This is a genomic window from Pseudoalteromonas sp. MTN2-4, assembly GCF_042848605.1.
Lineage (GTDB): Bacteria > Pseudomonadota > Gammaproteobacteria > Enterobacterales > Alteromonadaceae > Pseudoalteromonas.
The window spans coordinates 146,901-169,815 of the sequence record NZ_BTGK01000002.1; the positions used below are offsets into that span (position 1 = coordinate 146,901).

21 protein-coding genes and 1 pseudogene are annotated in these 22,915 nt (G+C 38.9%); 8 read left to right on the forward strand and 14 right to left on the reverse strand.

Features of this window, described 5'->3' with window-relative positions:
* Positions 1 to 296: 296 nt before the first annotated feature.
* From ACGHEH_RS05665 to ACGHEH_RS05695, 7 genes are all read right to left on the reverse strand, one after another.
* A complete protein-coding gene (locus tag ACGHEH_RS05665; RefSeq protein ID WP_390442701.1) occupies positions 297 to 824 on the reverse strand; it encodes a hypothetical protein in 528 nt (175 codons plus the stop codon).
* A complete protein-coding gene (locus tag ACGHEH_RS05670) occupies positions 787 to 1,278 on the reverse strand; it encodes a hypothetical protein (RefSeq protein ID WP_390442704.1) in 492 nt (163 codons plus the stop codon). Before ACGHEH_RS05670 ends, ACGHEH_RS05665 begins: the two co-directional genes overlap by 38 nt.
* Positions 1,279 to 1,283: 5 nt before the next feature.
* On the reverse strand, positions 1,284 to 1,538 hold the full coding sequence (locus ACGHEH_RS05675) for a transposase (RefSeq protein WP_390444147.1): 255 nt from the start codon (positions 1,536 to 1,538) through the stop codon (positions 1,284 to 1,286).
* 36 nt (positions 1,539 to 1,574) lie between these two features.
* The gene (locus ACGHEH_RS05680; protein ID WP_390442707.1) at positions 1,575 to 1,706 is read right to left on the reverse strand and encodes a hypothetical protein; all 132 of its coding nucleotides are present in this window, start codon (positions 1,704 to 1,706) and stop codon (positions 1,575 to 1,577) included.
* Positions 1,707 to 1,947: 241 nt separating this feature from the next.
* Complete coding sequence (locus tag ACGHEH_RS05685) at positions 1,948 to 2,643, reverse strand: hypothetical protein (protein WP_390442710.1); 696 nt, start codon at positions 2,641 to 2,643, stop codon at positions 1,948 to 1,950.
* Between the two features lie 296 nt (positions 2,644 to 2,939).
* Positions 2,940 to 3,113, reverse strand: a complete 174-nt coding sequence (locus ACGHEH_RS05690; RefSeq protein ID WP_390442712.1) for a hypothetical protein — start codon at positions 3,111 to 3,113, stop codon at positions 2,940 to 2,942.
* A gap of 400 nt (positions 3,114 to 3,513) precedes the next feature.
* Entirely contained in the window at positions 3,514 to 5,778 is a 2,265-nt protein-coding gene (locus ACGHEH_RS05695; protein WP_390442714.1) for a DUF5916 domain-containing protein, read from the reverse strand.
* Between the two features lie 168 nt (positions 5,779 to 5,946).
* On the opposite strand from ACGHEH_RS05695, the gene ACGHEH_RS05700 reads away from it, so the two are divergent.
* The 4 genes from ACGHEH_RS05700 (at position 5,947) to ACGHEH_RS05715 (ending at position 11,135) form a co-directional block, all read left to right on the forward strand.
* The gene (locus tag ACGHEH_RS05700) at positions 5,947 to 7,971 is read left to right on the forward strand and encodes a transcriptional regulator (RefSeq protein WP_390442717.1); all 2,025 of its coding nucleotides are present in this window, start codon (positions 5,947 to 5,949) and stop codon (positions 7,969 to 7,971) included.
* A 51-nt stretch (positions 7,972 to 8,022) separates the two neighbouring features.
* Entirely contained in the window at positions 8,023 to 8,772 is a 750-nt protein-coding gene (locus tag ACGHEH_RS05705; protein WP_390442720.1) for a substrate-binding periplasmic protein, read from the forward strand.
* Between the two features lie 165 nt (positions 8,773 to 8,937).
* Entirely contained in the window at positions 8,938 to 9,510 is a 573-nt protein-coding gene (locus ACGHEH_RS05710) for a carboxymuconolactone decarboxylase family protein (protein ID WP_390442722.1), read from the forward strand.
* Positions 9,511 to 9,512: 2 nt separating this feature from the next.
* On the forward strand, positions 9,513 to 11,135 hold the full coding sequence (locus ACGHEH_RS05715; RefSeq protein ID WP_390442725.1) for an ATP-binding protein: 1,623 nt from the start codon (positions 9,513 to 9,515) through the stop codon (positions 11,133 to 11,135).
* Positions 11,136 to 11,259: 124 nt separating this feature from the next.
* Here the strand turns inward: ACGHEH_RS05715 and ACGHEH_RS05720 are convergent, their stop codons facing one another.
* Complete coding sequence (locus ACGHEH_RS05720) at positions 11,260 to 13,440, reverse strand: fasciclin domain-containing protein (RefSeq protein ID WP_390442728.1); 2,181 nt, start codon at positions 13,438 to 13,440, stop codon at positions 11,260 to 11,262.
* Positions 13,441 to 13,647: 207 nt separating this feature from the next.
* Positions 13,648 to 13,944 (reverse strand): DUF6482 family protein, encoded by a 297-nt coding sequence (locus ACGHEH_RS05725; protein WP_390442731.1) that lies wholly within the window; start codon positions 13,942 to 13,944, stop codon positions 13,648 to 13,650.
* A gap of 219 nt (positions 13,945 to 14,163) precedes the next feature.
* Here ACGHEH_RS05725 and ACGHEH_RS05730 point away from each other — a divergent pair, with 219 nt between their 5' ends.
* From ACGHEH_RS05730 to ACGHEH_RS05745, 4 genes and pseudogenes are all read left to right on the forward strand, one after another.
* The gene (locus ACGHEH_RS05730; protein WP_390442734.1) at positions 14,164 to 17,373 is read left to right on the forward strand and encodes a S41 family peptidase; all 3,210 of its coding nucleotides are present in this window, start codon (positions 14,164 to 14,166) and stop codon (positions 17,371 to 17,373) included.
* A 502-nt stretch (positions 17,374 to 17,875) separates the two neighbouring features.
* Positions 17,876 to 18,508, forward strand: a pseudogene (locus ACGHEH_RS05735) (serine hydrolase domain-containing protein); the annotation flags it as partial.
* A 51-nt stretch (positions 18,509 to 18,559) separates the two neighbouring features.
* On the forward strand, positions 18,560 to 18,901 hold the full coding sequence (locus tag ACGHEH_RS05740; protein ID WP_390442737.1) for a hypothetical protein: 342 nt from the start codon (positions 18,560 to 18,562) through the stop codon (positions 18,899 to 18,901).
* Positions 18,902 to 19,018: 117 nt separating this feature from the next.
* Positions 19,019 to 19,363 carry a hypothetical protein gene (locus ACGHEH_RS05745; protein ID WP_390442739.1) on the forward strand — a complete coding sequence of 115 codons (345 nt, stop codon included), beginning with the start codon at positions 19,019 to 19,021 and terminating at the stop codon, positions 19,361 to 19,363.
* A gap of 31 nt (positions 19,364 to 19,394) precedes the next feature.
* On the opposite strand, the gene ACGHEH_RS05750 is transcribed toward ACGHEH_RS05745, so the two are convergent.
* Genes ACGHEH_RS05750 through ACGHEH_RS05770 form a run of 5 tightly spaced genes read right to left on the reverse strand, consistent with a single transcriptional unit; the run spans position 19,395 to position 22,914 of the window.
* Complete coding sequence (locus ACGHEH_RS05750) at positions 19,395 to 19,931, reverse strand: DUF3833 domain-containing protein (RefSeq protein WP_390442741.1); 537 nt, start codon at positions 19,929 to 19,931, stop codon at positions 19,395 to 19,397.
* The gene (locus ACGHEH_RS05755) at positions 19,928 to 20,422 is read right to left on the reverse strand and encodes a chalcone isomerase family protein (RefSeq protein WP_390442743.1); all 495 of its coding nucleotides are present in this window, start codon (positions 20,420 to 20,422) and stop codon (positions 19,928 to 19,930) included. The genes ACGHEH_RS05750 and ACGHEH_RS05755 overlap by 4 nt, the downstream gene beginning before the upstream one ends.
* A gap of 17 nt (positions 20,423 to 20,439) precedes the next feature.
* Positions 20,440 to 20,934, reverse strand: a complete 495-nt coding sequence (locus tag ACGHEH_RS05760; protein ID WP_390442745.1) for a DUF2878 domain-containing protein — start codon at positions 20,932 to 20,934, stop codon at positions 20,440 to 20,442.
* On the reverse strand, positions 20,912 to 22,186 hold the full coding sequence (locus ACGHEH_RS05765) for a class I SAM-dependent methyltransferase (RefSeq protein WP_390442748.1): 1,275 nt from the start codon (positions 22,184 to 22,186) through the stop codon (positions 20,912 to 20,914). The genes ACGHEH_RS05760 and ACGHEH_RS05765 overlap by 23 nt, the downstream gene beginning before the upstream one ends.
* Before the next feature lie 2 nt (positions 22,187 to 22,188).
* Positions 22,189 to 22,914, reverse strand: a complete 726-nt coding sequence (locus ACGHEH_RS05770; protein ID WP_390442750.1) for a DUF1365 domain-containing protein — start codon at positions 22,912 to 22,914, stop codon at positions 22,189 to 22,191.
* Position 22,915 lies beyond the last annotated feature (1 nt).

Genomic DNA, 22,915 nt, shown 5'->3' on the forward strand with positions numbered 1-22,915 from the left:
ATCTATAAAACGCGATTTAGACAAAAAGCTTTCGAGATTCAAGCAAACAAATATAGACCTCAGCATTAATGCGAGGACTTCAAGGTGGTGTCCTAATTAAATCACAACAAAGTCTTGTTCATCTCTGAGAATGGCTTTTCGCTCATTACAACGTGAAGTGACATGATAAAGTGCGACTGAAAACCCCAAACATAATGGCCTACTAAAAACCTTTAAATAAAAAAATAAAAGGTTAACTTAATATAGTTAACCTTTCTGATGTTGCACGACGCAAGTCTTGACCCCGTTATTTTGTTTTATTTTCTATTCCATTTATCTTGGTCAATTGACTTATCCCAGTTTTTGGGGAGCTCTTTTATAGAATAAATCAAATAAGTCTTTATCGAAGCAAGAATTATAAGAATAATAAGAATTAAGCTCACTCCATTTACTATACCTACCAAGCCTACAATAAGATATGAAATAAACAAAAAGTACAATTCAAATTTACTTTTACATAAAAAAAATACCATTAGGCTAATAAAAATGATTGCAATGCACAGGTTTTGAATCAACTCATCGTTGGCGAGCTTAGCAACAATAATGTCATTAAACTTCTCATATTTTTGCTTTTCTTGAACATCATAATATCTTTTAGCTTCTTCAATACTTTTGAACAGTGGTTCAATAACATTTTTTTGATCCGAATCCTCTGTGCTATAGTGATCAGGTAATCTTCCCAAGTTGTTAAAAAAACATGTTACTAGTATTAAAGATATTAAAGAAAACCAATATATTAAGTTCTTCTTAACTGACAATAAAATACTTGTTCTTATTGTTTGCATATGAATACTCCACTGTATAATCATACTTCTGTAGCAAATGGGTCGCGTCTTGTTTTTTTGCAACAGCTCTACTGACTGTTGAATAATGTACCCCAAACCCAGCTGCTATCTCAGTCATTGTATTGCGACCATTTAAATAAGTACTCGTCATAGCTAACTTATCATCACGGTATTTATCCTTAAGAAAGCTGATTGACTGAATGTTTATTTGCTTTTTAGGCACTTCGCTAAGCATTATATTAACGTCATATTCGAGCATCGCTTGGTGGCGTTCAACAAAGTCCTCATCACCCATAAATACTTGTTTTTTTTGATTATGCCAAACAGCAACACCACGACCTTGAGCCACAAACTCCATATATTTTTTTATGACTTTTTTTCTATTTTTTGCAAACATTAACAATAAAGCATCGGTCTCCAACCAATCAGGTGAAGCTCGATTATATGGTTTCATGATAACTACTTCACTACCACTCCTATGGAGTGGTCAATCATACCCTTTGCCCGCACCGAGTTTAAAACAATATAACGATTAAGCTCCAATAAATAGTTGTCTTTATCAACCAAAATACTTTTATAACGACCTTGGAATAAGTGCCCTACACAACTGTGCTTGCGGTTAAGCTTTTGTGTGTAAACTCCATTCAGCTGCCGCATACCCTTTGATAAATTGGTATCAGGCGTTTCGATTAAAAGATGATAGTGATTATACATCAAGCAACAGGCATGAATTACCCAATTAAACCTGTCTCATACCGACGCTAAAACAGCCATAAAGATTGCAAAGTCTTGTTCATCTCTGAAAATGGCTTTTAGCTCATTACCACGTGAAGTGACATGATAAAGAGCACCAGAAAACTCCAAACGTAATGGCCTACTCATAACTTTTAAATAAACAAAAAGAAAAGGTTAACTATATTTAGTTAACCTTTCTGATGTTGCACGGTGCAAGACCTGACCCCGTTATTTCTTCCAAGACCTGACCCCGTTATTTCTTCCAAGACCTGACCCCGTTATTTTTTCCAAGACCTGACCCCGTTATTTCTTCGTATTTCTTCGTTATATCAATTTAAAATAAAGCGCTATAAGCGCTTTATTTTAGAAGCATTAGAAACAAACGGGGTCACCCATTATTTTTTTGCTTTCCTCTTATTATTACCATAGATGCCCCATACAAATCACTTAAAAACGCTTTATCGATAAAATTCTGATAAGACTGTGTTCCAATTAGCTTATCCCCAATTTTAATCCAATATTCCTTTGAATATTTTTCGTTTTTATCAGGAAATACATTTGTAGATTTAAAGTAAGCGATTAAATATGCTGCCTCAGCAGAACCATTTTGCATCGCTTCATATAAATTAAATAATGCGACCCGAATATTCTCGTTAACAATTTCACCTTTAAGAATCGCTAAAGCATATTGAATTCTATAACGATTCAAAGCTTTAGTATTTTTTACTCCTAGCTGGCGAAGTATAGACAAGCCTGCAAACAAATCTCTCACATTACTCGCTTCATTAGCTAAATAGTTCCCTGCTAACTCGGCTCCATAATCAGAGCCGAATGAAGCCGCTAGCAACCAAAACTCAATTGCCTCTGCTTTCTTTCCCTTCTTATACAAACAACTCCCCATTGAATTCAATTGACTATTAAATAGTTCATCAAATTCTGGTCTATTTATGTCTTGCTCTTTCTGATAAAGCGCACCCGCTTCCTCTAATTTTCTGCAAAACTCTTTAGAAGGAATATTTACATTTATATCAAAAGCTAAACTTATTGGTGTAAATAAAACAAATAGTAAGAGTAAAGTCTTCATTCAATTTCCTAAACTACTTTCGAGCAATAAACCTAAGAGCTTCTCTGAACATAATAAAACCTCTAGGAAGAAGATTAAAAGGGCGCACCTAATAATTTTATTATTAACTTAAGCTAAGATAGACAAAACCAAGTCTTTAGCTATGAGCGGGCTCATGATTCACTGAGTGATTTGACATCAATTGGTTATCTTAAGGCTGAGTAAGATTCTACAAAATAGCTGTACTAAATTGGGTGGAGTTACAAATGAATTGTTCAAATTTAAGGTAGGTATCTTTTTTATTTTCTTTTAATTCCTCAGAACTTTATATATCTTCCCGTTAAAATCATACCAACAATAAAGCCCCCAAAAAGCAGAACTTTGATAATTAAAGGAATAGAGTCAATTGCCTCCTTACCGAGTAAAAACATTATCAGAAAAGATATAAATGAACCTAAAGTCATAAATACCCCAATAGTTTGTTTTTTCATAGTGCTTTAATCTCCACAAACAACAATGGTTACACAATGTTATATATCAGTAGACAATTCAATCGGTTGACATGCCAGCCTTACACCCTAGCTTCAGAACGGCTGGTTTTCAACGGCTCACCAACCACATTGCCAGCACCCAAAATACAAACAAAATAACCAAGGCCCAGCCCAGTACGGATGCAATAGTTATATTGCACATACATGAAGAAAATTAAAAGGATCCACTCATAATTTCACTTACCAATAACCATTTTCTTTTAAATACTTAATAAAAGACGTTGAATAATCATGACCTCTTTTAGAGGCCATAATCAAGTAACCGAGGAGACGTCTCTATTTCATGCTAAAAAAGGGGCGTTTTGCCCCTTTGATATGTTAACTAATTTTTTAATCACAATCAGAATAAATATCGAACCTTAAACGTCACACTGTCTTCAATCGGGTTTGTCCAAAGCGAGCTTGTGCGATTGCCATAACTGTTTTGACCAATTGAACCACGCTCATAAGTGGCGCTATCGACGCTGCCTCTGCGGTAAACAAAAAACACATCTGAAAATGGTCCCATACGATAACGCAATTTAAACTGGGCAGTTAAGCGGTTATCTTCAAAGCTGGTGTCAAGAACTTGCTTGAGCAGCTCGCCTTGCTCTTGTACTGCAAAAACTTGCTGAGTTTTAGCATCTAAAAAAGCGACTTGTATTGAACTAGACCACTCTAATTTCTCAGTGATCAGGCCATTTACGATGATATTTGAAGCAAAGTAATCTCTGTCGTATTCGCTGATCACATTTTGCTGATTTGCCACCAGCCAACCTTCACCGGTTCTTAAATAGTTATTCCACTTTAAGCTCCAATTGGCATGTGGCATCCAAGTTAAGTCCACCGCATATTGAGTTGATGTTGAGTCGAACCCTTCTTTGTCATATTCAAAGCTAGCTGCCCAACTGAAGTCTCCTACATATGGGCTTTGGTAAAATAGCCTGACACCTTGTGACGAGGGCTGGGTAAATGCGGTAGTGTTAAAGCCGATATTATCTTGCTTGCCTTGAGTTAAGTAATCAAAGGTTAAGTTAAACTGTGCCCCTGTCGTTAACATAAATTGGCTAGAATATGTTTGCCAAGCGGGTAAACTTTGTGACGCGCCATTACTTTCATGACTGAGCTTTACCACATGCTTCACACGTGTAACCCAATCATTCGAGTAATTCACCGAATGTTCAAACTCAGACTGAGCATATTGCCAATCGCTTCTAACCAAATACCCCATATCTCGATTGTCGAACTGGTCGTTTAGTTTTAAGTAACGATTCGTAATTTTTGTATTGGGTGAAAACTGATAGCCTAAGTTTAAGCTCAGGCCGTTTCCTGTTTGTGTGGTATTTATTTCAGCATCTGTATCAATTTGGCTAAGCAGTAACGCTCCTTGTAATGACCAAGTTGCACTTTGATACTGGCTATCCCAAGCCAATGTACTGGCGCTTCTATCTAGGTATGGGCGCTTAACATGGGTGGTTAACAAGCCGGTTTGCCAATTATTTTGGCGATATTTCGCCCTTGCCGCATAAAATGATTTGCCTGCATCACTGTCTAAATTCGACTCTTCAACAGCAAATGCACCTAGTTGCAATTGCTCTCCTTGATGTACAAATCGTACTGCGGCATCTATTGGCGTAATATGCTCACTACCATCATCACTGCCCGCACCAATTCGGCGAGTATGTATCAGCTTGGTATTTTGCTCTGCTTGAACGTTAAATACGCTGATATCTTGGGTGAAAAACGGGCGTTTATCGGTTCTCAGTGTTTCAACTGCACTGTAGTTAATATTTACGTCGTCACTGTCAACTTGACCGAAATCTGGATTCACTGACACGCTCAGCTTCTGATGGTGCGCAGGTTTATAAATTAAGTCAAAACCCACATCAGTTTGCCCTTTATCACCTTGTCGGTCTGATAAATCGTTTTGCTGGGTAATATAAGGGATAAACGCCAGCTGCTGCTGATTAGGGATCTCAGCAGATACCTTCGGCATCGCTAAATAAAAGTCACTGTTACCAATGGTTTGTTTTTGACTCGCATAAATAAAATTATTAGCAATATCATAGAGCTGAATAGAAACACCAATCTCTGATTGACCATTTTCATCCGCTGAATGGTGGAAGGATACAGTGTGCCAAGGAATAAACACTTCTGTTGACCAGTAATCGTCATGCTCAAAGTACTGGCTTTGCCAGTCTCCGTCCCAATCATAGTCAGTTGTTAGTTGCGGCGTAAGTACCGCGTCTTGCGTGCCGCCACCAAGGGTTGTTGCAAATAAATAACCACTACTGCCATCACCGCCAAAGTCGAGATAAATACGATTAAACTCGCCTTGCATAAAGTTATCTTTGATATTGAATTGTTTTTTACGCGTCTCGGCACTTTGATAATTAATAATGCCAACATAAATGCCTTTTTCATCGCTGTAGACTTTGGCATTAACTTGTTTGTTTGTTTTTTCGAGTGTGGCAGGCACAACTTTATAAAAAGTATTAAATGCTTTTGCTTGCTGCCACTGTGGCTCATCTAACTTGCCATCAAGTAAGATTGTCTGAGCCAACACTGATGACGCTATTGGGAATGAGGCCAATGCTATCGCTTTTGCTATGTGTGAAATTTTCATAACGACTTCCAACTGAATTTCAATGCGCTCATTGCAACAAAACTTGCACTGAAAAAACCTGAAATTTTTCTGAATAACACTCATGAAAGCCTTATAAACATTGACTTTTATCTTATAAAAGATAACGTTCGCCTATTCGACTAATTTAACAACTGCGGTAAGCGTTTTATGCCATCTTCGTCACAGGGACATCAGTTTGACACTTGGGTGTTTTACCCAGAAACAGATGAATTGGTCTGTAGTAAAACCCAACATACACAAAAGCTAGAGCCGCAAGTTGCCCGATTACTCGAACTATTTATAAAACAACAAAGCACAACCTTATCGCAGGGGCTTTTAAACGACGAGCTCTGGCCTGACACCATAGTTGAAGCGAATAGTCTTTATCAGTTATTGGCAAAGCTACGTAAGGTATTAAAAGATACCCCTAGAACGCCTAAGTATATAAAAACAATACCTAAAAAAGGCTATGTATTCATTGCAGAAGTGAGGTTGCTAGCTGCTGAGACTTTGCCAGAGCTCAAAGACATTGAGTTGGTAAAACCTGCAAACAATTCAGCTTTTTTGAATTTAACCATACTTACAAAAAAGCCTCTTTACTTAGCGTTATTCACCTTAGTTTTGATTACTTGCTTTAGCGCCATTGCTTTTTTTAACCAGAAACCTCAGGCACTTACCCAACCAGAATATAAGGTAGAAGACATCAGTTATGAGTTGGGGTTAGAGTTTGATATCGCTGCACATTTCGAACAAGATTTAATTGCTTATGTTAGCCAATTTAATCAGCTTGTCATTGCGAATAAGTTAGGCAACCATCTCTACGAACATAGCTTTGACACTCGGATCGCGCACCCAAGTTGGCACCCCCAAAAAGACTTAGTGGCATTTTGGCAGTACCTTGAAGATAAATGTGTTTTAAAAATTATTAGCAGTAATGGCAAACAGTTACATGAAACTGAAGCGATTTCATGTGACCGTATTGAAGCCCCAATTTGGCAATCAGATGACGAATTAACTCTAGTCGTTCATCGTTGGGATGACAGTGAAGGTTTTTTGTATCGCATAAGCACCCGTCAATTTGTGAAGATACCCGTGCCACTGAGCAAGGGCGAAAAACTAATAAAAGCAGTCAAGGCATGGGAAGACCAAACCTTTTATCTCGTTAAACAAGTTAACCATCATTCAAAGTTAATTACTTTAGACGGCCACATTCATCTCTCTTGGCCTTATCCAGTTTGGCTTGTCACTTTTGATGCGAAACAACAGACCATCATTACAAATGATGAAAGTAAGTATCATAACCTCATCGCGACACACTGGGATAAACAACAGTATAGTGTGATGCGCTCGACTCAAGGGATCTTCTCTACCCTTTCGATAGATAAGCATGGCGATATCTTTACGGCCGCTGAGAGTTGGCAGGTTAATATAAGAGATAATGATGATTTACCGATTTTTTCAAGCTCAAGTATTGATTACCTGCCAGTCAGTAACTTACTTGGAGAGACTGCATTTATGTCTCGTCGCACTGGTGTATGTGAGGTTTATTTACATGCGGATGATAAAATACGACAGCTCTCATTTCACCAAGGTCATGAATACGTTGGTATTCTAAATTGGTCGCCTGATAATAGTTTGCTTTTATCCAACCGCGATAACAATATTGTTTTATATGATAGAAACCGCACGACAAAACAATTTTCATCTAACCTGCCCCTCACCTTAAAAAATGCGGGCTGGATAAACAACGAACAAGTTTGGAGTTCTGATGGTGAAAATATTTACACTTATGATCTCTCAGGTCGCGTTATTGGCAAAACACAACTTAAAAACGATTTTATTGGCTTTCATCATCAAACGCAGCAATGGCTAATATTAAAAGAGCAACAGTTACTGACCACCACAACTATAGATAACTTAAACAATACCTATATATTAACAACACTGTCTAAGCAACAAGCTAATCATTTTCGAGATGTAAGGTTTAAAAATCAATCAATTTATTGGCTCAGCCAATGGTCAAAACAAGATTACATCTGGCAACTTGATATGCAAAACCCAAGTACACCTGAATTGAAGAAATCGGGGTCACTGATTTGGCATTATGATATTAAACCAGATGGCAGCTTACTGATTGCTAAAATGGAAAGCATTGAAGGCGACATTAAAAAATTCGCAATAAAAAAACAATAAAGGCGCGACTCAACTAAACTTAAAAAACACCTTAATTAAACTGAATAAACCATGTTCAGACAACTGTTTGTTTTTGCATTATATCTATTTAGCACGTATGCCTTGAGTTGCGAGCTTGTGGTGCGCGTTGAAGATTACGCAGCGCAGTCTCATCGTGATGAAAATAAGAAGTGGCAAGGCATTGACATCAAGCTGACTAAAGCTTTGCTCAATCAAGCAGGCTGTGGTTATCGTTTTGTGCCAGTTCCCTGGGGGCGAGCTTTAAAAATGCTTGAAGTGGGTGAGCTCGATGTGATGTTGAGTGTCAGTAAAACAACTGAACGCGCTAATTTCACGCACTTTATCGGCCCTCAACGCATTGAAAAAATAAAAATAGTGAGCAAGGAAAATCCTGCTATTGTAGTGTCTTCATTTAAAGACATTTTAAAAATTCCACTTCCGCATGGCATTCAAGAAGGTGCTTATTATGGTGAATCGTTTAATGCATTCACAAAAATGCTCACTCCTGCCGACAGATACTTTTTCAAAGTGGCTAATAATGACACAAAACTTTCTTTGCTGATCAAAAACAGGATCTTCGGTTTTTTAGAAGAACAATTAAACATAGAGTACGAAATTAGACATGAACTAACCCCAAAAGATATCTTTATTCACCCCGTTATCGTTAATCAAGCTCCTGTATATTTTGCTTCTAGCAAAGAGTCTGTCTCTAATGAGCAACTCAAAGCGATTGAACGTGCGTTCAATCACCTAACTTTTTCTGGTGTGTTTGATCAAATCTTATTAACCGCACAAAACTGATCCAAAGAGATAAAACTAACCTTTCAAAACGTTCTGAAATTAAGAGCAAACCTCTGCTTTTTAATCACAAAAAATTGCATAAAAGACTTTTTATATGATGAAAAAGGACTACCCTTAATGTTAGTGCTAATTTTAAATTATCATTTCAAAAAGGAGTGCTTTGACATGGGGATTTACAATACGTTGGAATATGCCGATTCAAATAATGAAGTCAAAGCGATTTATGACGATATTTTTGAACACTTAGGCAATGAAGGGTTAGTCGATTACTTTAAGGTGCTTGGTAATTACAACCCACATATTTTACAGACTACCTGGGCGCTATTCAAAAACGTACTCCTCACTGGAGAGTTACCCAGAGCACTCAAGGAGCTGGTATTTATCGCTATTTCTAACGAACGTGATTGTGCCTACTGTACCTCTATTCATTGTGCTATGTGTCGATATCTAAATATTGATGATGAAACCATCAACCAAGTTTTACAAAAATCTTCTGAGCTAAAACCTAAACGAGTAAAGGTATCGATAGACTTTGCCGTTAAGATGGCAACAAATAGCGCAATGGTTACTGAACAAGATCATCAAAGTTTGTTGGACAGTGGGTTAACTAAAAACCAAGTATTTGAACTTATGTCTCTCGCCAGCGTGGTGAATTACTCAAACACATTGGCTCAAGGCATGATGCTGGTCGTTGACGAAGAGTTCGCTAACTTACTTAAAGATAACGTTGTAATGTAATTATGAATGGCAGTGTAATTGACTCTTACCAACTATCTTCCCTAATTGAGCTTACAAGTAATCTAGCCGATGACAGTATGCATGCTGAACTCTCGTCTCAAAAGATCTTGCTCAACGCCGTTAACAAGCTGCTTTGGACATTAAACTTTGATTATTGTCTTATGATAGACAATGAAAAACACATAGACTGCCTGCATGGAGAAGAAAATAGGCATCTAAAAGAGACCATTGAGTCACTATCAATCAAAGAGCTTAAAAACAACACTGTAGTGCTCATAAACCACATTCAATACTACCTCATTTACCAAGTGCTGCCACTCGAACAAAATAAATCAAATACTTTAGTGTTTCTGCAGCAGGCTCAGGCTTTTAACTCATCTTCACTTATTATCATTGAGCTGTTTAGTGCGGCAGTTAAACGTTTACTCATCACAAAAGCTGAGGAACATAAAAGACTAAAACTAAAAAACGAAGCGCAGGTGTTATTACGTTCAAATCAGCTTAAATCGGAGTTTTTGGCTAATATGTCACATGAACTTAAAACACCGATGAATGGCATTTTGAATCTTGTTCAATTACTACAAAACACACAACTAGAACCTAATCAACTTGAAATGTTAAATACGATTCATGAAAGCACAGAGGATTTACTTGGTGTCGTTACTGATGTTTTGGAGTACAGCAAGTTAGAGGCAAATAATATTAAGCTAATTTCAAGCCCTTTTTCACTTAAAAAGTTCATCGAAAATATTACTGATGAGACGGATCGCGAAGTACGCAAAAAAGGACTTACACTTGTCAAATATAAGCAAACACATTTGCCAAATCAGTTAATTGGTGACGTGTTAAGAATAAAACAGCTACTACATAACTTGCTAAACAATGCTATCAAATTTACAAAAAGTGGGAATGTGTCCTTTTCTGTATCAGGTCAATCACTAGAAGCCAATGAGTATCAGCTGACAATTGAAGTTGAAGATACAGGCATAGGTATGTCTAAAGATGCACAGACTTGGTTGTTTGAACCTTTTATTCAAGGTGATGGCTCTACAACGAGAGAATATGGTGGCACTGGGTTAGGCCTCGCTATATCTTCGAAATTAGTTAAAGCAATGAATGGTAAGATTAAGGTTTATAGTGAGCTGGGGAAAGGATCTAAGTTTACTGTTACCCTTCCCTTAAAAAAGGTTGCTAAAGAAAAAACCATTGACGCATCTATTCCGGTCGTTGAAAACGCACCAAATTCTTCAGAATTACAGCCCCATATAATTTTAATTGTAGAAGACAACTTGATAAATCAGAAGGTTGCTGGAATGCTGTTGGAGAAACTGGGTTATAAGTACGACATAGCTGAAAATGGAAAAGTTGCATTAGAAAAGCTAGAACAAAAATATTACACTTTTGTTTTTATGGATATACAAATGCCTGTAATGAACGGCCATGATGCAACGAAGGAAATTATAGCGAGATATAAAAACCAAAGACCAAATATAGTTGCAATGACAGCAAACACATTTGAAGAAGACAAAGAAAAGTGTTTTGCCAGTGGTATGGACGACTTCATCGCAAAACCAATTTCAGAGCAGGAAATGGTTAGAGTGTTGAGTAAGTTCACCGTTAATTAACTCTTTTCCTGTTATTTTCTAATGAGTAAGCTAGCTTCAACACCAACTTTGTTATCAAACCTTTGACCTTTTAAAAAAGCGCCCTCATATTTCACATGAGAGGCGCTTTATACTTTGTATGCATTTATTTAACTTCAGTTATAACAGTATCAATTAAATGTACCACACCATTTGTAGTATAAATATCTGTTGTTTTAACATTCGCTCCTTCAATTTGTAGGCCTGATGTTGGCAATTTCACTGCCCACCATACATTGTTTAGTGCATCGCCCTTCATGTCTCCCGAAGCTTCATCTTGGATAAATGTGTACAAAGGACGTCCAAGATAAGCGACTTGCATTGAGCCATCACCTCGTTCAACCAGCGAAAGGCCTGGCATGTTCTTTATGCCATCTGCAGTTGCAGTTACTGGCGGCCAGTTTGTTGCGCATGTATCGACGCACTGGCTCGATGCATTTTCTAAATCATTGTCGAATACATACACTGTCATGTCAGAAGTTGTTGAACCAGCCCCTGTCACCAATGTACCTGTTGCTTTGCTGTATGTGACCACGTCACTGTCTGTGTTTGACACGCCAGCAAAATTAACCAAGTTTACTGATAACTTATTGCCTTGCAGAGTTTCTACCTCAGCACCATTAGCAGCGAAAGCATTTAAGCTGTCCACTGAAGAAGCTAAAACATGCTGCTTAAGCACAGCACCTAGTGCATCTTTATCAGCAAGTAATGCATTTAGCGTATCAGCTGGTAATTTTTTAAACGCATCATTCGTAGGTGCGAACACTGTAAAGTTAGCTTCAGGGTTACTGAGCGCATCGACCAAATCAGCAGCGCTTAATGCAGTAACAAGCGTTGATAAACTATCAGTATCGGAGGCTGTTTGCACCACATTTTTGCTTGGCTCATCCGCTGTTTTAGGCGGAATGATCACCTTGTCTAAAACATGAATAATACCGTTATCAGCCATCACGTTTGCTGCTGATATCGCTGAGTCGTTTATGAACAATGTTGAACCAGTTGTCGATAGAGCAGAATTGGCATCGTTACCCATTTTAACTAAGCTTTCTTCACTATTCGCAATAGATACTGCCGCATCAGACATAACTTTTTGGTCTACTATTAAATGGTAAAGTAAAATATCTTTAAGCGTTTCGGTGTCAGATTGCAATGCGGTCAATGTATCTTGACCTAATGCAGCAAACGCAGCATCAGTAGGTGCAAAAACAGTAAAAGTTTTAGTTGGATCTGACACTTCACTGTCTAGTCCTGTAGCAGCAAGTAAAGACAACAACGTATCAAAACTACCGTTTTCAGTCGCCACATCTGCAATTGTGCCATAGCTCTGAGGAAGTGTTATATCACCAACAATTACACTGTCAATAACGTGTATAGTGCCGTTTGTAGTTACTATATCTTTGGTAATGATTTTGGCACCGCCAAACATTAATGTGTCAGTCTCTTTGTTAATAGAGATGCCTAACTCGTTTTCTAATACCGTCTTCACAGATTTGCCATTTAAGGACATGGCAGTGACCGAATCTGCGTTTATCGGTAAAACATGTTGTTTTAAAATATCTGAAAGTGCATCAGGGTTAGCCAATAAAGTGTTTACTAATTTATCACCGATAGCTGCGAATGCCGTATCTGTTGGTGCAAATACAGTAAAAGACCCTGACTCATCAGATAACACACTGTCTAAACCAGTACGCTCTAAAGCAGTGATTAAAGTAGTGAATTCACCATTAGCCTTTGCTGTATCAACAATATTTGCACCGGATTCAGTAGGCGCAGGTGGCATTAATACAGCGTCAATCACATGTATAACACCGTTGTCGGCCATTACATCTGTATTAGTTACTGTGCTTGTGTTTATTAAAAGATCATCACCTGAAAGTGAAAGTGCTATATTCGCGCCGTTTACTGTTACGACGGTGCTACCCGTTGCAGATAGCGCATCTTCGGCAACAACTTTACTTCCCAGCACATGGTAAGTAAGAATGCTACTAAGCTTGTCTGGGTCCTGTGCTAATGCATCTAACGTTTCTTGGCCCAGCGCTGCGAAGGCATCGTCAGTCGGTGCAAAAACGGTGAACATGTTATCTGCGTTGTCAAGCGTGTCATCTAGGTTAGTTGCCTCAAGCAATGAAACTAACGTTTCGAAATCACCGCTTGCCGCAGCTACGTCATATACAGTATTTGGCTCTGGTACTGGGGGCTGTATTTCTATTTTATTGTCATCGTCATTACAGCCTGCTAACAACAATGAAAGACTCAATGCTGCTCCAAGTTTGATTAATTTAACCACCTCTACATTCCTCTTGTGTTTAAAGTTCATACAGAGTTACGGAGAGTGATTTCTAAACGATCAAAATATTATTAAAAAAAAATTTAATAAAAATAACACAAATTTAATTTGAGGCACTTTAGTGATTTTGAGGGAATATAAAAGAAGATAAGCGTCATTAGTGAGATTTAGACGCTTTTATATGTCAAAATAAATTAGGTGTTAAAATTAATAAAGCTTGTTATCACCTAGTGGTACTTCGAGTTCGTTGTTAATTTTACTCGGCCCACCAACCATTTCATCGTACGCACTTAGCTGGCGCATAACCTGTAACTCAGCATTAACATTTTTTAATTTCTTTTGCAAAGCGACGAAGTTATGACTTTTCAAACGCTGTCCTTTTTCGTCTGTCACCATGTATTCTTTACCATCAATGACTACACTTACGTTATATAAAGCCAAATCTAATGAATGATAAATAATTTTATCGACATAGAAATACTTTTCTAATTTACTAAGCTTCAAAGTAATAACCTCAATTCGCTCAAACTGTGAATTAATCAAAAAGTGATTACGCTCTGAACAACCACAAGGTTCACTATTAATTCTCAAAAGACAAAGAATAGACTTTTAACGTATTTACATGCTCACTTGTCTATTGTTTTAGTACTTTTGTTAGTGAATTGTTACTATATAACATAGATATAATCAATAAATAAGACTCAAAAAAAAAGGAAAACAACAATGCCATCAGCCAAATATACGCTCTGTGCATTAGCTGTTTTAACTGCTCAAGCACATGCCTCTAAAAGTGAAGAGTGGTTTCTACACAGCAGCATTTCTCCAAACGGTAAGCAAATAGCTTTCTCTTATAAGGGTGACATTTATACCGTTCCAGCCAAAGGCGGTACTGCTCGCCCTTTAACTCTGCATAGTGATTGGGATGGTCACCCTGTTTGGTCTAATGATGGCAAGCATATCGCCTTTGCAAGCGACAGAAACGGTAATTTAGATGTGTATCTTATGCCATCATCGGGCGGTAAAGCTAAACGTCTGACTTACCATTCAGCCAATGATGTGCCTCAAGATTTTGCCAAAAATGACAAAGCAGTACTATTCACATCAGCACGCCAAGATTCTAAAGACTCTACGATTTATCCTACTGCACGCTTAACTGAAAGCTATACGGTGTCATTAAACGGCGGCACACCTAAGATGCTATCAACTATTCCAGCATCAGAATTAAAGTTTTCTCCTGATGGCAAAAAAGCACTTTATCGTGATGAAAAAGCTTACGAAAACGAATTTAGAAAGCATGATGATTCTGCGTTTGCCCGTGATGTTTGGCTACAAGATCTAGTGTCAGGTGAACATATCCAACTGACAACATTTGCAGGGGGGGATCACAACCCTGTTTGGGCTGATAACAATACTTATTATTATACTTCTGAAGAAAAGTCGGGCGCATTTAACGTATGGCGCGCCGATTTAGATGGCGATAACAAAAAGCAAATTACAGACTTTGAGCAATTTCCTGTTCGCAGCTTATCTATCAGTGACAATGGCATACTTGCATTTGTGCACCATGGCAGTATTTACACGTCAAAAGGTGGCAAACCTAAACATGTGAAAATCAATATCGCTAATGACGTGCAAGAAGACGATATGATGCCAACCATGCTAGGTGGCAAAATAACCGAATATTCTGTCTCGCCAGATGGTAAAGAAGTGGCGTTTGTGGCGCGTGGAGAAGTGTTTGTTGCTAGCACAGAGTTCGGTACGACACGCGCAATCACCAATACGCCGCAGCAAGAGCGCTCGGTGTCATTCCATAAAGATGGCAGAACACTGTTATATGCTGCAGAACGAGGCAACAGCTGGGGGCTATATGAAACGTCGATTGCCGATGAGTCAGAGCCTTATTTCTTTGCGGCGACACAATTAGAAGAAGCAGTAGTTCATCAAGTAGACACGGATAGCTTCCAACCTCTTTACTCACCAGATGGTAAAAAAATTGCGTTTTTATCTGCTCGAGATGAAATTCAAGTTATCGATCGCGAATCTAAGAAAGTAAATATTGCATTGGGTAAGGAACATAACTACTCATATGCAGATGGCGATATCACCTTTGCATGGGCACCAGATAGTTATTGGATGACAGCGGATTTCGCGCCAAGAAGCCGATTGTTTGTGACAAATATCGGCGTTTTCCCATCAGATGGTTCACAACAACCTCGCGATATAAGCTTGTCAGGTTATAACGACTCCTCACCTTCTTGGCATACCGATGGTGAAGCTGTGCTTTGGGCCAGCGCCCGTTATGGCCAACGTGATCACGGTAGTTGGGGCAGAGAATTCGACGTTATGGCCGCTTTCTTAACGCAAGACAGTTATGACCGTTTTAGATTCTCCAAAGAAGAATATGCACTGCATAAAGAGCTTGAGAAAGAGGCCTCAAAAGCAGCGACGCTAGACAATAAGAGCACTGAGGAAAAAGCTGAAAAGCTTGAGATTGAATGGGATAACATCGAACAACGCACAGCGCGCCTGACTGTTCATGCATCAGATCTTGGTCAAGCATATTTAACAAAAGACACAAAAGCACTTTACTACTTTGCGCGCTTTGAAAAAGGCTATGACTTATGGCGTCATTCAATTCGTGATAGAAAAACAGAGTTGGTTGCAAAACTAAATGCACGCAGAGTAAGTATGACGTTTAGCGAAGATGAAAAGAACATTGTAATTCTTGCCGATGGCTCGCTACGTCAAGGTAAAGTAGGCAACAAAATTGCGCTTAAGCCAATTTCAACCAAGCCTGTGATGCAACTACAAGCTGCTAAAGAGCGTGAGTTTATGTTCGATCACAGCTGGCGCATCATTGATGATAAATTCTATCGTGATGATTATCATGGTATCGACTGGGAACAAGTTGGCCAATCGTACCGTGCAAAAGTGTCATCGATAGGCCATGGTCGTGATTTCGCGAATCTATTTGCTGAAATGACTGGTGAGCTAAATGCCTCTCATATTGGTTCATCTTATCGCCCAGCACGAAAGCCAACGGATGATGCTACTGGCCGTTTGGGTTTGTTTTTCAGTGATATAAACCCATTTATGGTTGAAGAAGTGCTGGCTAAAGGTCCATTTGATAAAGCCAGCAGCAAAGTAAAACCTGGAGTAACACTTACAGCTGTAAACGGCGTTGATTTAAGCGAGTCACAAAACTTATTCAAGCTGTTAAACCACACTGCAGGTCAACGTGTACGCTTCACATTTACAGATCCTAATGGTGCGCTTTTTGATGAAGTCATCAAGCCAACAAATAGCCGTACTATTAATAATTTACTCTATGATCGTTGGGTGCTATCTAGAGAAGCGCTGGTAGAAGAACTATCTGACGGCCAACTTGGCTATGTGCATGTGCGTGCCATGAACGACCCTAGCTTTAGAGCCGTGTACTCTCGCTTGTTAGGCAAACACTTTGATAAGAAAGCCATTGTTGTTGACACTCGCTTTAATAGCGGTGGATGGTTACACAACGATCTTGCAAAACTACTGAGTGGCGAAGAGTACTTCACCATGCATGTTCGCGGTCGTCAGTATCACGGCGATCCGCTAGATCAATGGAACAAGCCATCTGTGCTGCTTATCAACGAAGGTAACTACAGTGATGCCCACGCATTCTCTTACACTTACGATCAATTAGATTTAGGTGAAATGGTGGGTATGCCGGTACCAGGTACAATGACAGCAGTTTGGTGGGAAATTGGGATTTCAGGCAACTTCCGAGCGGGTGTGCCACAAGTGGGCATTAAAAACACCAAAGGTGAATACCTAGAAAACAACCAAACTATGCCAGATCACCTTGTTAAGAACGATCCTGAATCTGTTGAGAAAGGTCGTGATAAACAAATTGAAAAAGCTGTAGAAGTTTTACTTAAGAAGGTAGATTAACAAAACTTTATACAGGCCTTGGACATCACTGTTTAAGGCCTTTTCTTTAAATAAACAATCCATTTAATGCTCATGCTTACTACTTTGCAAACCCACCACTTAAATGAATGAAAGTAGGACCTCACTAAATTTATTCATAATTGATTCAGCTTTAACCCTTTACTAATGTATGTTTAGTTAGCCTGAACTCAGATTAGTTACTTGATTAAATTTTTTTAATTCAAGAATCTGGAGCTTCTTTACTGCAATAATAACAATTTAAGCAAAGGCTTCTTTTCAACTATACATCAATTCAGGAAAACACATGCTTAGGACTGCTGTATTTATTACCACTTTATTTATCCCTCTTTCGTTCGCGAAACAAAATCCATTCAGCGAAACGCTCGCTTGTTATGCCTCTGATTCAAATCCCGGAATAGTTGTCAGATTAGAACAATCTGGAAAGATGATTTACAGCGGTGTAGCTGGTCTTGCAAATTTATAAAACAAACAACAACTCAAACTTGATGACGCTTTTCAAATTGGCTCAGTATCAAAACAATTTACAGCTGCAACCATTTTACAGCTTGCTGAACGCGATAAATTAAAGTTGTCGAGTACACTGGGAGATTTCATTGAAGGTCTGCCAAAAGACTATGCACAAGTCACCATTGAACATGTGCTTAGCCATACCTCGGGTTTGCCAAACTATAACAATGACCCGAGGATCAGAAATATATGACATAAGGAGAAAAGACTTGATGTCATCATCAAAGAGATCACAGAACAGTCTGTGATAGCCGGATCGGGCGAGGTGTTTAACTACTCCAACACTGGGTATGTATTGCTCGGCAAAGTCATAGAAGTGGTATCGGGCTTGCCTTATGCCGACTATTTAAAAGCAAATATTTTTAACCCCTTACAAATGAATCACTCATATGTTACTAAGCAAGGTGAAGGTAGAACTGGCACGACAGGTTATACAAGCCACAATGACTCACCTATCACAGTAGACAGGAGTTGGATTCATGCCTCAGGCGCAATTACATCGACCCTTGAAGATATGAGTCGTTGGCATCAAGGGCTGATGAATGGAAAAGTCATCTATAAACATAGTTATCAAAAAATGATAACTCCAACTGTTTTAAATAATTGAGAAACTTCGCCTTACGGATTTGGCCTCTATAACTACCCCATTAGCGCAAAAGTGACCGTTAACCACGAAGGCTGGATCCCAGGATTTATGACTTGGTCTATTTACCTGCCAGAGAGTGACCTCTATGCAGTAGCATTTAGCAATAATGATGCTAAGCATCCGGGGCCGTTAGTGCTAGATATGATTGCAAAGCATTTAAAATTATCACCCGCGCCAATCGCTGACATTAATACCAGTTTCGCTGAAAACTTAATTGGAAAATATCAATTCACTGACCAGCGCGTCATGACTATTTCACAAGAAAATAAGCTGGTATTTGCGCAAATAAACGACGAACCTAAGCGACGCCTAACATTAAGAGCGGGAAATTCATTTTCATTTGAATGTACCTAAAACTACTATATACTGAGCAAAAAAAATAATGAAGTATTGCTGACACCAGTTAGTCTTTATCGAGGCGAAGGTGAGCCTTTGCGCAAAATGCTATAACAATACCAAGTAAGGAAAGCCATGAATAAAAATATAGTTATAAATTACATGATGATCTGTATGACTACAGGTATGCTAGTTTTTGGTTTTGAAATCTATACGCAAGATGTTTCTTTAACTGCAAAAAATGCTTTGGTCTATGGTTTTTCAGCTGTGCTTGGTACTGTTTTGGCTGGCTTATATTTTAGTTTAGTCGGCCATAAATTTTACAAACATCAATTTTTAGCAACCTTGTTCCCATGTGTGCTATTTGCATTGATTGCAACAAAACTTGGTTCAGCAATCACAATGCCAATTCATGAGCTTACAATTATTGTCAGTTCGCTATTGATTATTTCTAGTTCATTTGAGAAACGGAAGAATTAGTTCGAACAAGCAGAAAACATGAGAAGGTGACCTACACCTTCTCAATACTCAACAATACTTCACCCACTTTAAAACCAAACTTAATTATCTCTGTACGGTTAATCAAGCGGTTTTCATCAACCAAATACATCCAATCATCAAGGGTAACCACTAAAGGGTCGCCTTTGTATTGAATTTCTAAGTCATATCGCCAGTACAAAGCATTACCGCGGGCCTGCCCGTTTGCTTGACCAATTACATCATTCGCAGTACCCGTATATTCACCGTCAGCGGTTTTTGTTATTAGCCAAGTGCGCGTGTCTTTTTCACCATCATCATAAACAAACCACTCATCTAGCTTACCTATTAGCTGACCGTTTTCTTTCTGCCAAGTGCCTATCAATTTCACGGTAAAACTACGCTGAAATGCACCACTTCTATCAAGCACCACACCATGAGCTTTGAGTTCGCCCTGAAAAAATTCCTCTAATTTTAGTTCTGGTGTTTTACCAGCGTAATCATCGATATGGTTGCTTGAACATCCAACTAAAAACATGAATCCTAAAATGAGTGTTAGCACTCTAATCATTTTTTCTCTCCAATAAGTTGTGCGCGCAGTTTTGGCTCCGAAGTTTTTTTACTGAGCCAAATCGCGAGAAAAGCTTTGCCAAATTGCGGATCAGTCATACTGCCTATTTTGCTCGTAGCATCATAAAAAGCTGACGAGCCATCGGAGTGAACACGAATCGTCAGTTGGCTATTTTCTTTGATATCAGGCCAGATCTTCTCAAGTTGCGTTGCCCATTTTGGAATAGATTCATTTTCATAGCCAATGTGAACCCATTGATCTAACGTAGCTTCTATCAAGTCTTTCTTGTCTATGTCTCTGAGGTAAGTAATTTTCAGCGCGATTGGGGTGGCATCAGCTTGATAACTGGGAGCTTGTCCGAACAGTTCTGCTTTATACAGATCCCAAAACATCACCGACATTTGACCCTCACCGTATTTTGTGAGGTCTTGTACTGGTGAGGCAAAGCCATAAAAAGAAAAGAAAAAACAAATTAAAAAAATCACACGCATGACGTGATCCTGTTGATTTAGCTTAACTTGTAATACGGTCTGTTATTTAAATAGATCAGCAATGGCATAATTAACGCCCAACCAAGAGCATAAATAAATAAAAATTGTGTCTGCACAACGCCCATACCCAGCGCACCAAATTTAACGGCAGCAAAGTAACTCAGCGGGCCAAAAATGCCACCGATAAAGGCGTTAATAAACACATTGAGTTTATTCATCCACTCAAAAGAATAATTGAGACTAAACACAAACATCAGCCAAAGCAAACATAGCCAAGCCGGAAAAAAGCTCTCACTGAAGGTTAAAATACCCAACTTGAACATCAAAAAATCAAACGCAATGCCAACAGAGGCAATCGGCAGCAGCTTAAAATCTCGGGATCGATGCTTAAATACTGCGAAGTGCAGAGCAATTAAGGGCAATAAAAGCCAGCTTGCATATTCGGTCAACAAAGCACAGGTAAACCATACAAGCTGGAATAGGAAGAAGTTAATAACGGCAAATTTGTTCATCGGTATCGTTTCGATAATTAGGCTTACGAAGCACTAAATGATGAGTGCTTATCACACGCTCTAAAAACGCGCCTTCACAGTACGCCAAATAGAAATGCCATAATCGTTTAAACTGCTCGTCGAAGCCAAACTCGGTAAGCGCTTGCCAATTTGTATCAAAGCCTTTACGCCAATCAGCCAGTGTTCTTGCATAGTGCAAACCAATATCTTGTATATTATCGAGCATCATATTGGTTTGCTCGGCGACATGTTTGCTCATGATCGCAATCGATGGTAAACACCCTCCTGGGAAGATATAGCGCTGAATAAAGTCAACGTTAGTACGGTAATGATCGTAACGAGAATCTAAAATGGTAATGGCTTGAACAAGCATTAAGCCGTCGTCTTTAAGCAAACTATTACACTTAGCGAAAAACTCCGCCATAAATTCATGACCAACGGCTTCAATCATTTCAATTGAAACTAACTTATCGTACTTACCTTCGAGTAAGCGGTAGTCTTTTTTAAGCAAAGTGATCTTATCTTCAAGTCCCTTTGCTTTCACTTTATCAACTGCAAATTCGTATTGCGCATCTGAAATTGTGGTTGTTGTCACCTGACAACCATAGTTTTCGGCAGCAAAAATTGCCAAGCCACCCCAACCAGTGCCAATTTCGATTAAATGGTCTGTCGGCTTTAAATCGAGCTTGTCGCAAATAGTTTTAAGTTTGTTGAGTTGCGCTTCATGCAGCTCGGTTGCCATGTCGCTATAAATCGCACTTGAGTACATCATGGTGCTATCTAAAAAGCGGGTATACAACTCATTGCCCAAGTCGTAATGCGCCAAGATGTTATTTTTTGATCCGCTTTGGGTATTGGCATTTTTACGATGAAAAATCTTATTTTTCAATTGGGTAAACCACGCGCCCTGCTTCTCTATTTCATCAAGCTGTTCTTGGCAACGAGCAAATACTTGGATAACTTCAGTTAAGTTTGGCGTAGTCCATTTTTTTGCGATGTAGGCTTCCGCAGCTGCAATGCTGCCCCCTTTGACGAAGTCGACATACATAGACGCATCTTGCACGATTATCTTGCCACATAGCTTAGCGTCCACATTACCCAAACGAGTTATTTGCCCTGCTTCTTCAATTTCTAAACTGGCTTTTTCTAACTGATCGAGCAAAGAAATGACTAGGTTACGACATTTATTTTCAAACCAAGAAAGTTGCTCTAGATTTGTTGTTGCGGTGACATTGGTAGATGACTGTTCCATTATTAACCTCTAGTCTCAGGGTGCGCAATAAACGGGATACGTTTGGCAAACAATTTAGCAGCTTGCCAATAAATGCCTGCAACCACTTTAATTGGCATTAACGGCGCCGACAGCCACGCTTTAAACAAACTGCTTTTTGTTATTTCACACTTTTTCATGGCAAGCGTAGCATCAAATTGCTTATGGTCTTTATGGTTTTCAATATGAACCAAGACCTGCTCTGCTGGCGGCTTAACCCGCCAATGGTATTGCATGTCTAAGTCCATGAAAGGCGAGACATGAAAGTCTTTTTGAGTTTTCATATCGCCTTGTAAATCGACCAAATAGTAATGCCGCTCAAGCCAAGGCGTGTTACTTACCTCAACCAACATGTAGCGACATTCACCGTCATTTTGATAACAAAAATAAAAGTTTGCTGGGCTAAAATAAAAACCGAAACATCGGCACTGGCCCATTAACGTGACTTTTTCGCCATCCCATTTCCCACCCAGTTGGGAAACTTTACTTGCTATACGTTGTTTTAAATTGCCCGGTTCATTTTTTACATAATCAGCTTGAAAAAAACTCATAGGCGCAAATTTTTTCAAACTAAATACTGAATGAGTTGCTGCTAACGCTTCAACTTCATCTAAGTCTAGCGCGAGTTGCGTCATAGTGTAGTTAAACTCATGACTTTTCGGACTAAAACGTCTGTGTCTGACTTGGCCCTGATAAATCGCGCTATTCATA

What these genes read in the sequence shown, in the direction of transcription:
- ACGHEH_RS05755 (WP_390442743.1), bottom strand. Translation starts at nt 20,422, where the DNA reads ATGCGTGTGATTTTTTTAATTTGTTTTTTCTTTTCTTTTTATGGCTTT.
- ACGHEH_RS05760 (WP_390442745.1), bottom strand. Translation starts at nt 20,934, where the DNA reads ATGAACAAATTTGCCGTTATTAACTTCTTCCTATTCCAGCTTGTATGG.
- ACGHEH_RS05690 (WP_390442712.1), bottom strand. Translation starts at nt 3,113, where the DNA reads ATGAAAAAACAAACTATTGGGGTATTTATGACTTTAGGTTCATTTATA.
- ACGHEH_RS05680 (WP_390442707.1), bottom strand. Translation starts at nt 1,706, where the DNA reads ATGAGTAGGCCATTACGTTTGGAGTTTTCTGGTGCTCTTTATCATGTC.
- ACGHEH_RS05665 (WP_390442701.1), bottom strand. Translation starts at nt 824, where the DNA reads ATGCAAACAATAAGAACAAGTATTTTATTGTCAGTTAAGAAGAACTTA.
- ACGHEH_RS05770 (WP_390442750.1), bottom strand. Translation starts at nt 22,914, where the DNA reads ATGAATAGCGCGATTTATCAGGGCCAAGTCAGACACAGACGTTTTAGT.
- ACGHEH_RS05715 (WP_390442725.1), top strand. Translation starts at nt 9,513, where the DNA reads ATGAATGGCAGTGTAATTGACTCTTACCAACTATCTTCCCTAATTGAG.
- ACGHEH_RS05730 (WP_390442734.1), top strand. Translation starts at nt 14,164, where the DNA reads ATGCCATCAGCCAAATATACGCTCTGTGCATTAGCTGTTTTAACTGCT.
- ACGHEH_RS05685 (WP_390442710.1), bottom strand. Translation starts at nt 2,643, where the DNA reads ATGAAGACTTTACTCTTACTATTTGTTTTATTTACACCAATAAGTTTA.
- ACGHEH_RS05700 (WP_390442717.1), top strand. Translation starts at nt 5,947, where the DNA reads ATGCCATCTTCGTCACAGGGACATCAGTTTGACACTTGGGTGTTTTAC.
- ACGHEH_RS05705 (WP_390442720.1), top strand. Translation starts at nt 8,023, where the DNA reads ATGTTCAGACAACTGTTTGTTTTTGCATTATATCTATTTAGCACGTAT.
- ACGHEH_RS05765 (WP_390442748.1), bottom strand. Translation starts at nt 22,186, where the DNA reads ATGGAACAGTCATCTACCAATGTCACCGCAACAACAAATCTAGAGCAA.
- ACGHEH_RS05745 (WP_390442739.1), top strand. Translation starts at nt 19,019, where the DNA reads ATGAATAAAAATATAGTTATAAATTACATGATGATCTGTATGACTACA.
- ACGHEH_RS05670 (WP_390442704.1), bottom strand. Translation starts at nt 1,278, where the DNA reads ATGAAACCATATAATCGAGCTTCACCTGATTGGTTGGAGACCGATGCT.
- ACGHEH_RS05695 (WP_390442714.1), bottom strand. Translation starts at nt 5,778, where the DNA reads ATGAAAATTTCACACATAGCAAAAGCGATAGCATTGGCCTCATTCCCA.
- ACGHEH_RS05750 (WP_390442741.1), bottom strand. Translation starts at nt 19,931, where the DNA reads ATGATTAGAGTGCTAACACTCATTTTAGGATTCATGTTTTTAGTTGGA.
- ACGHEH_RS05675 (WP_390444147.1), bottom strand. Translation starts at nt 1,538, where the DNA reads ATGTATAATCACTATCATCTTTTAATCGAAACGCCTGATACCAATTTA.
- ACGHEH_RS05710 (WP_390442722.1), top strand. Translation starts at nt 8,938, where the DNA reads ATGGGGATTTACAATACGTTGGAATATGCCGATTCAAATAATGAAGTC.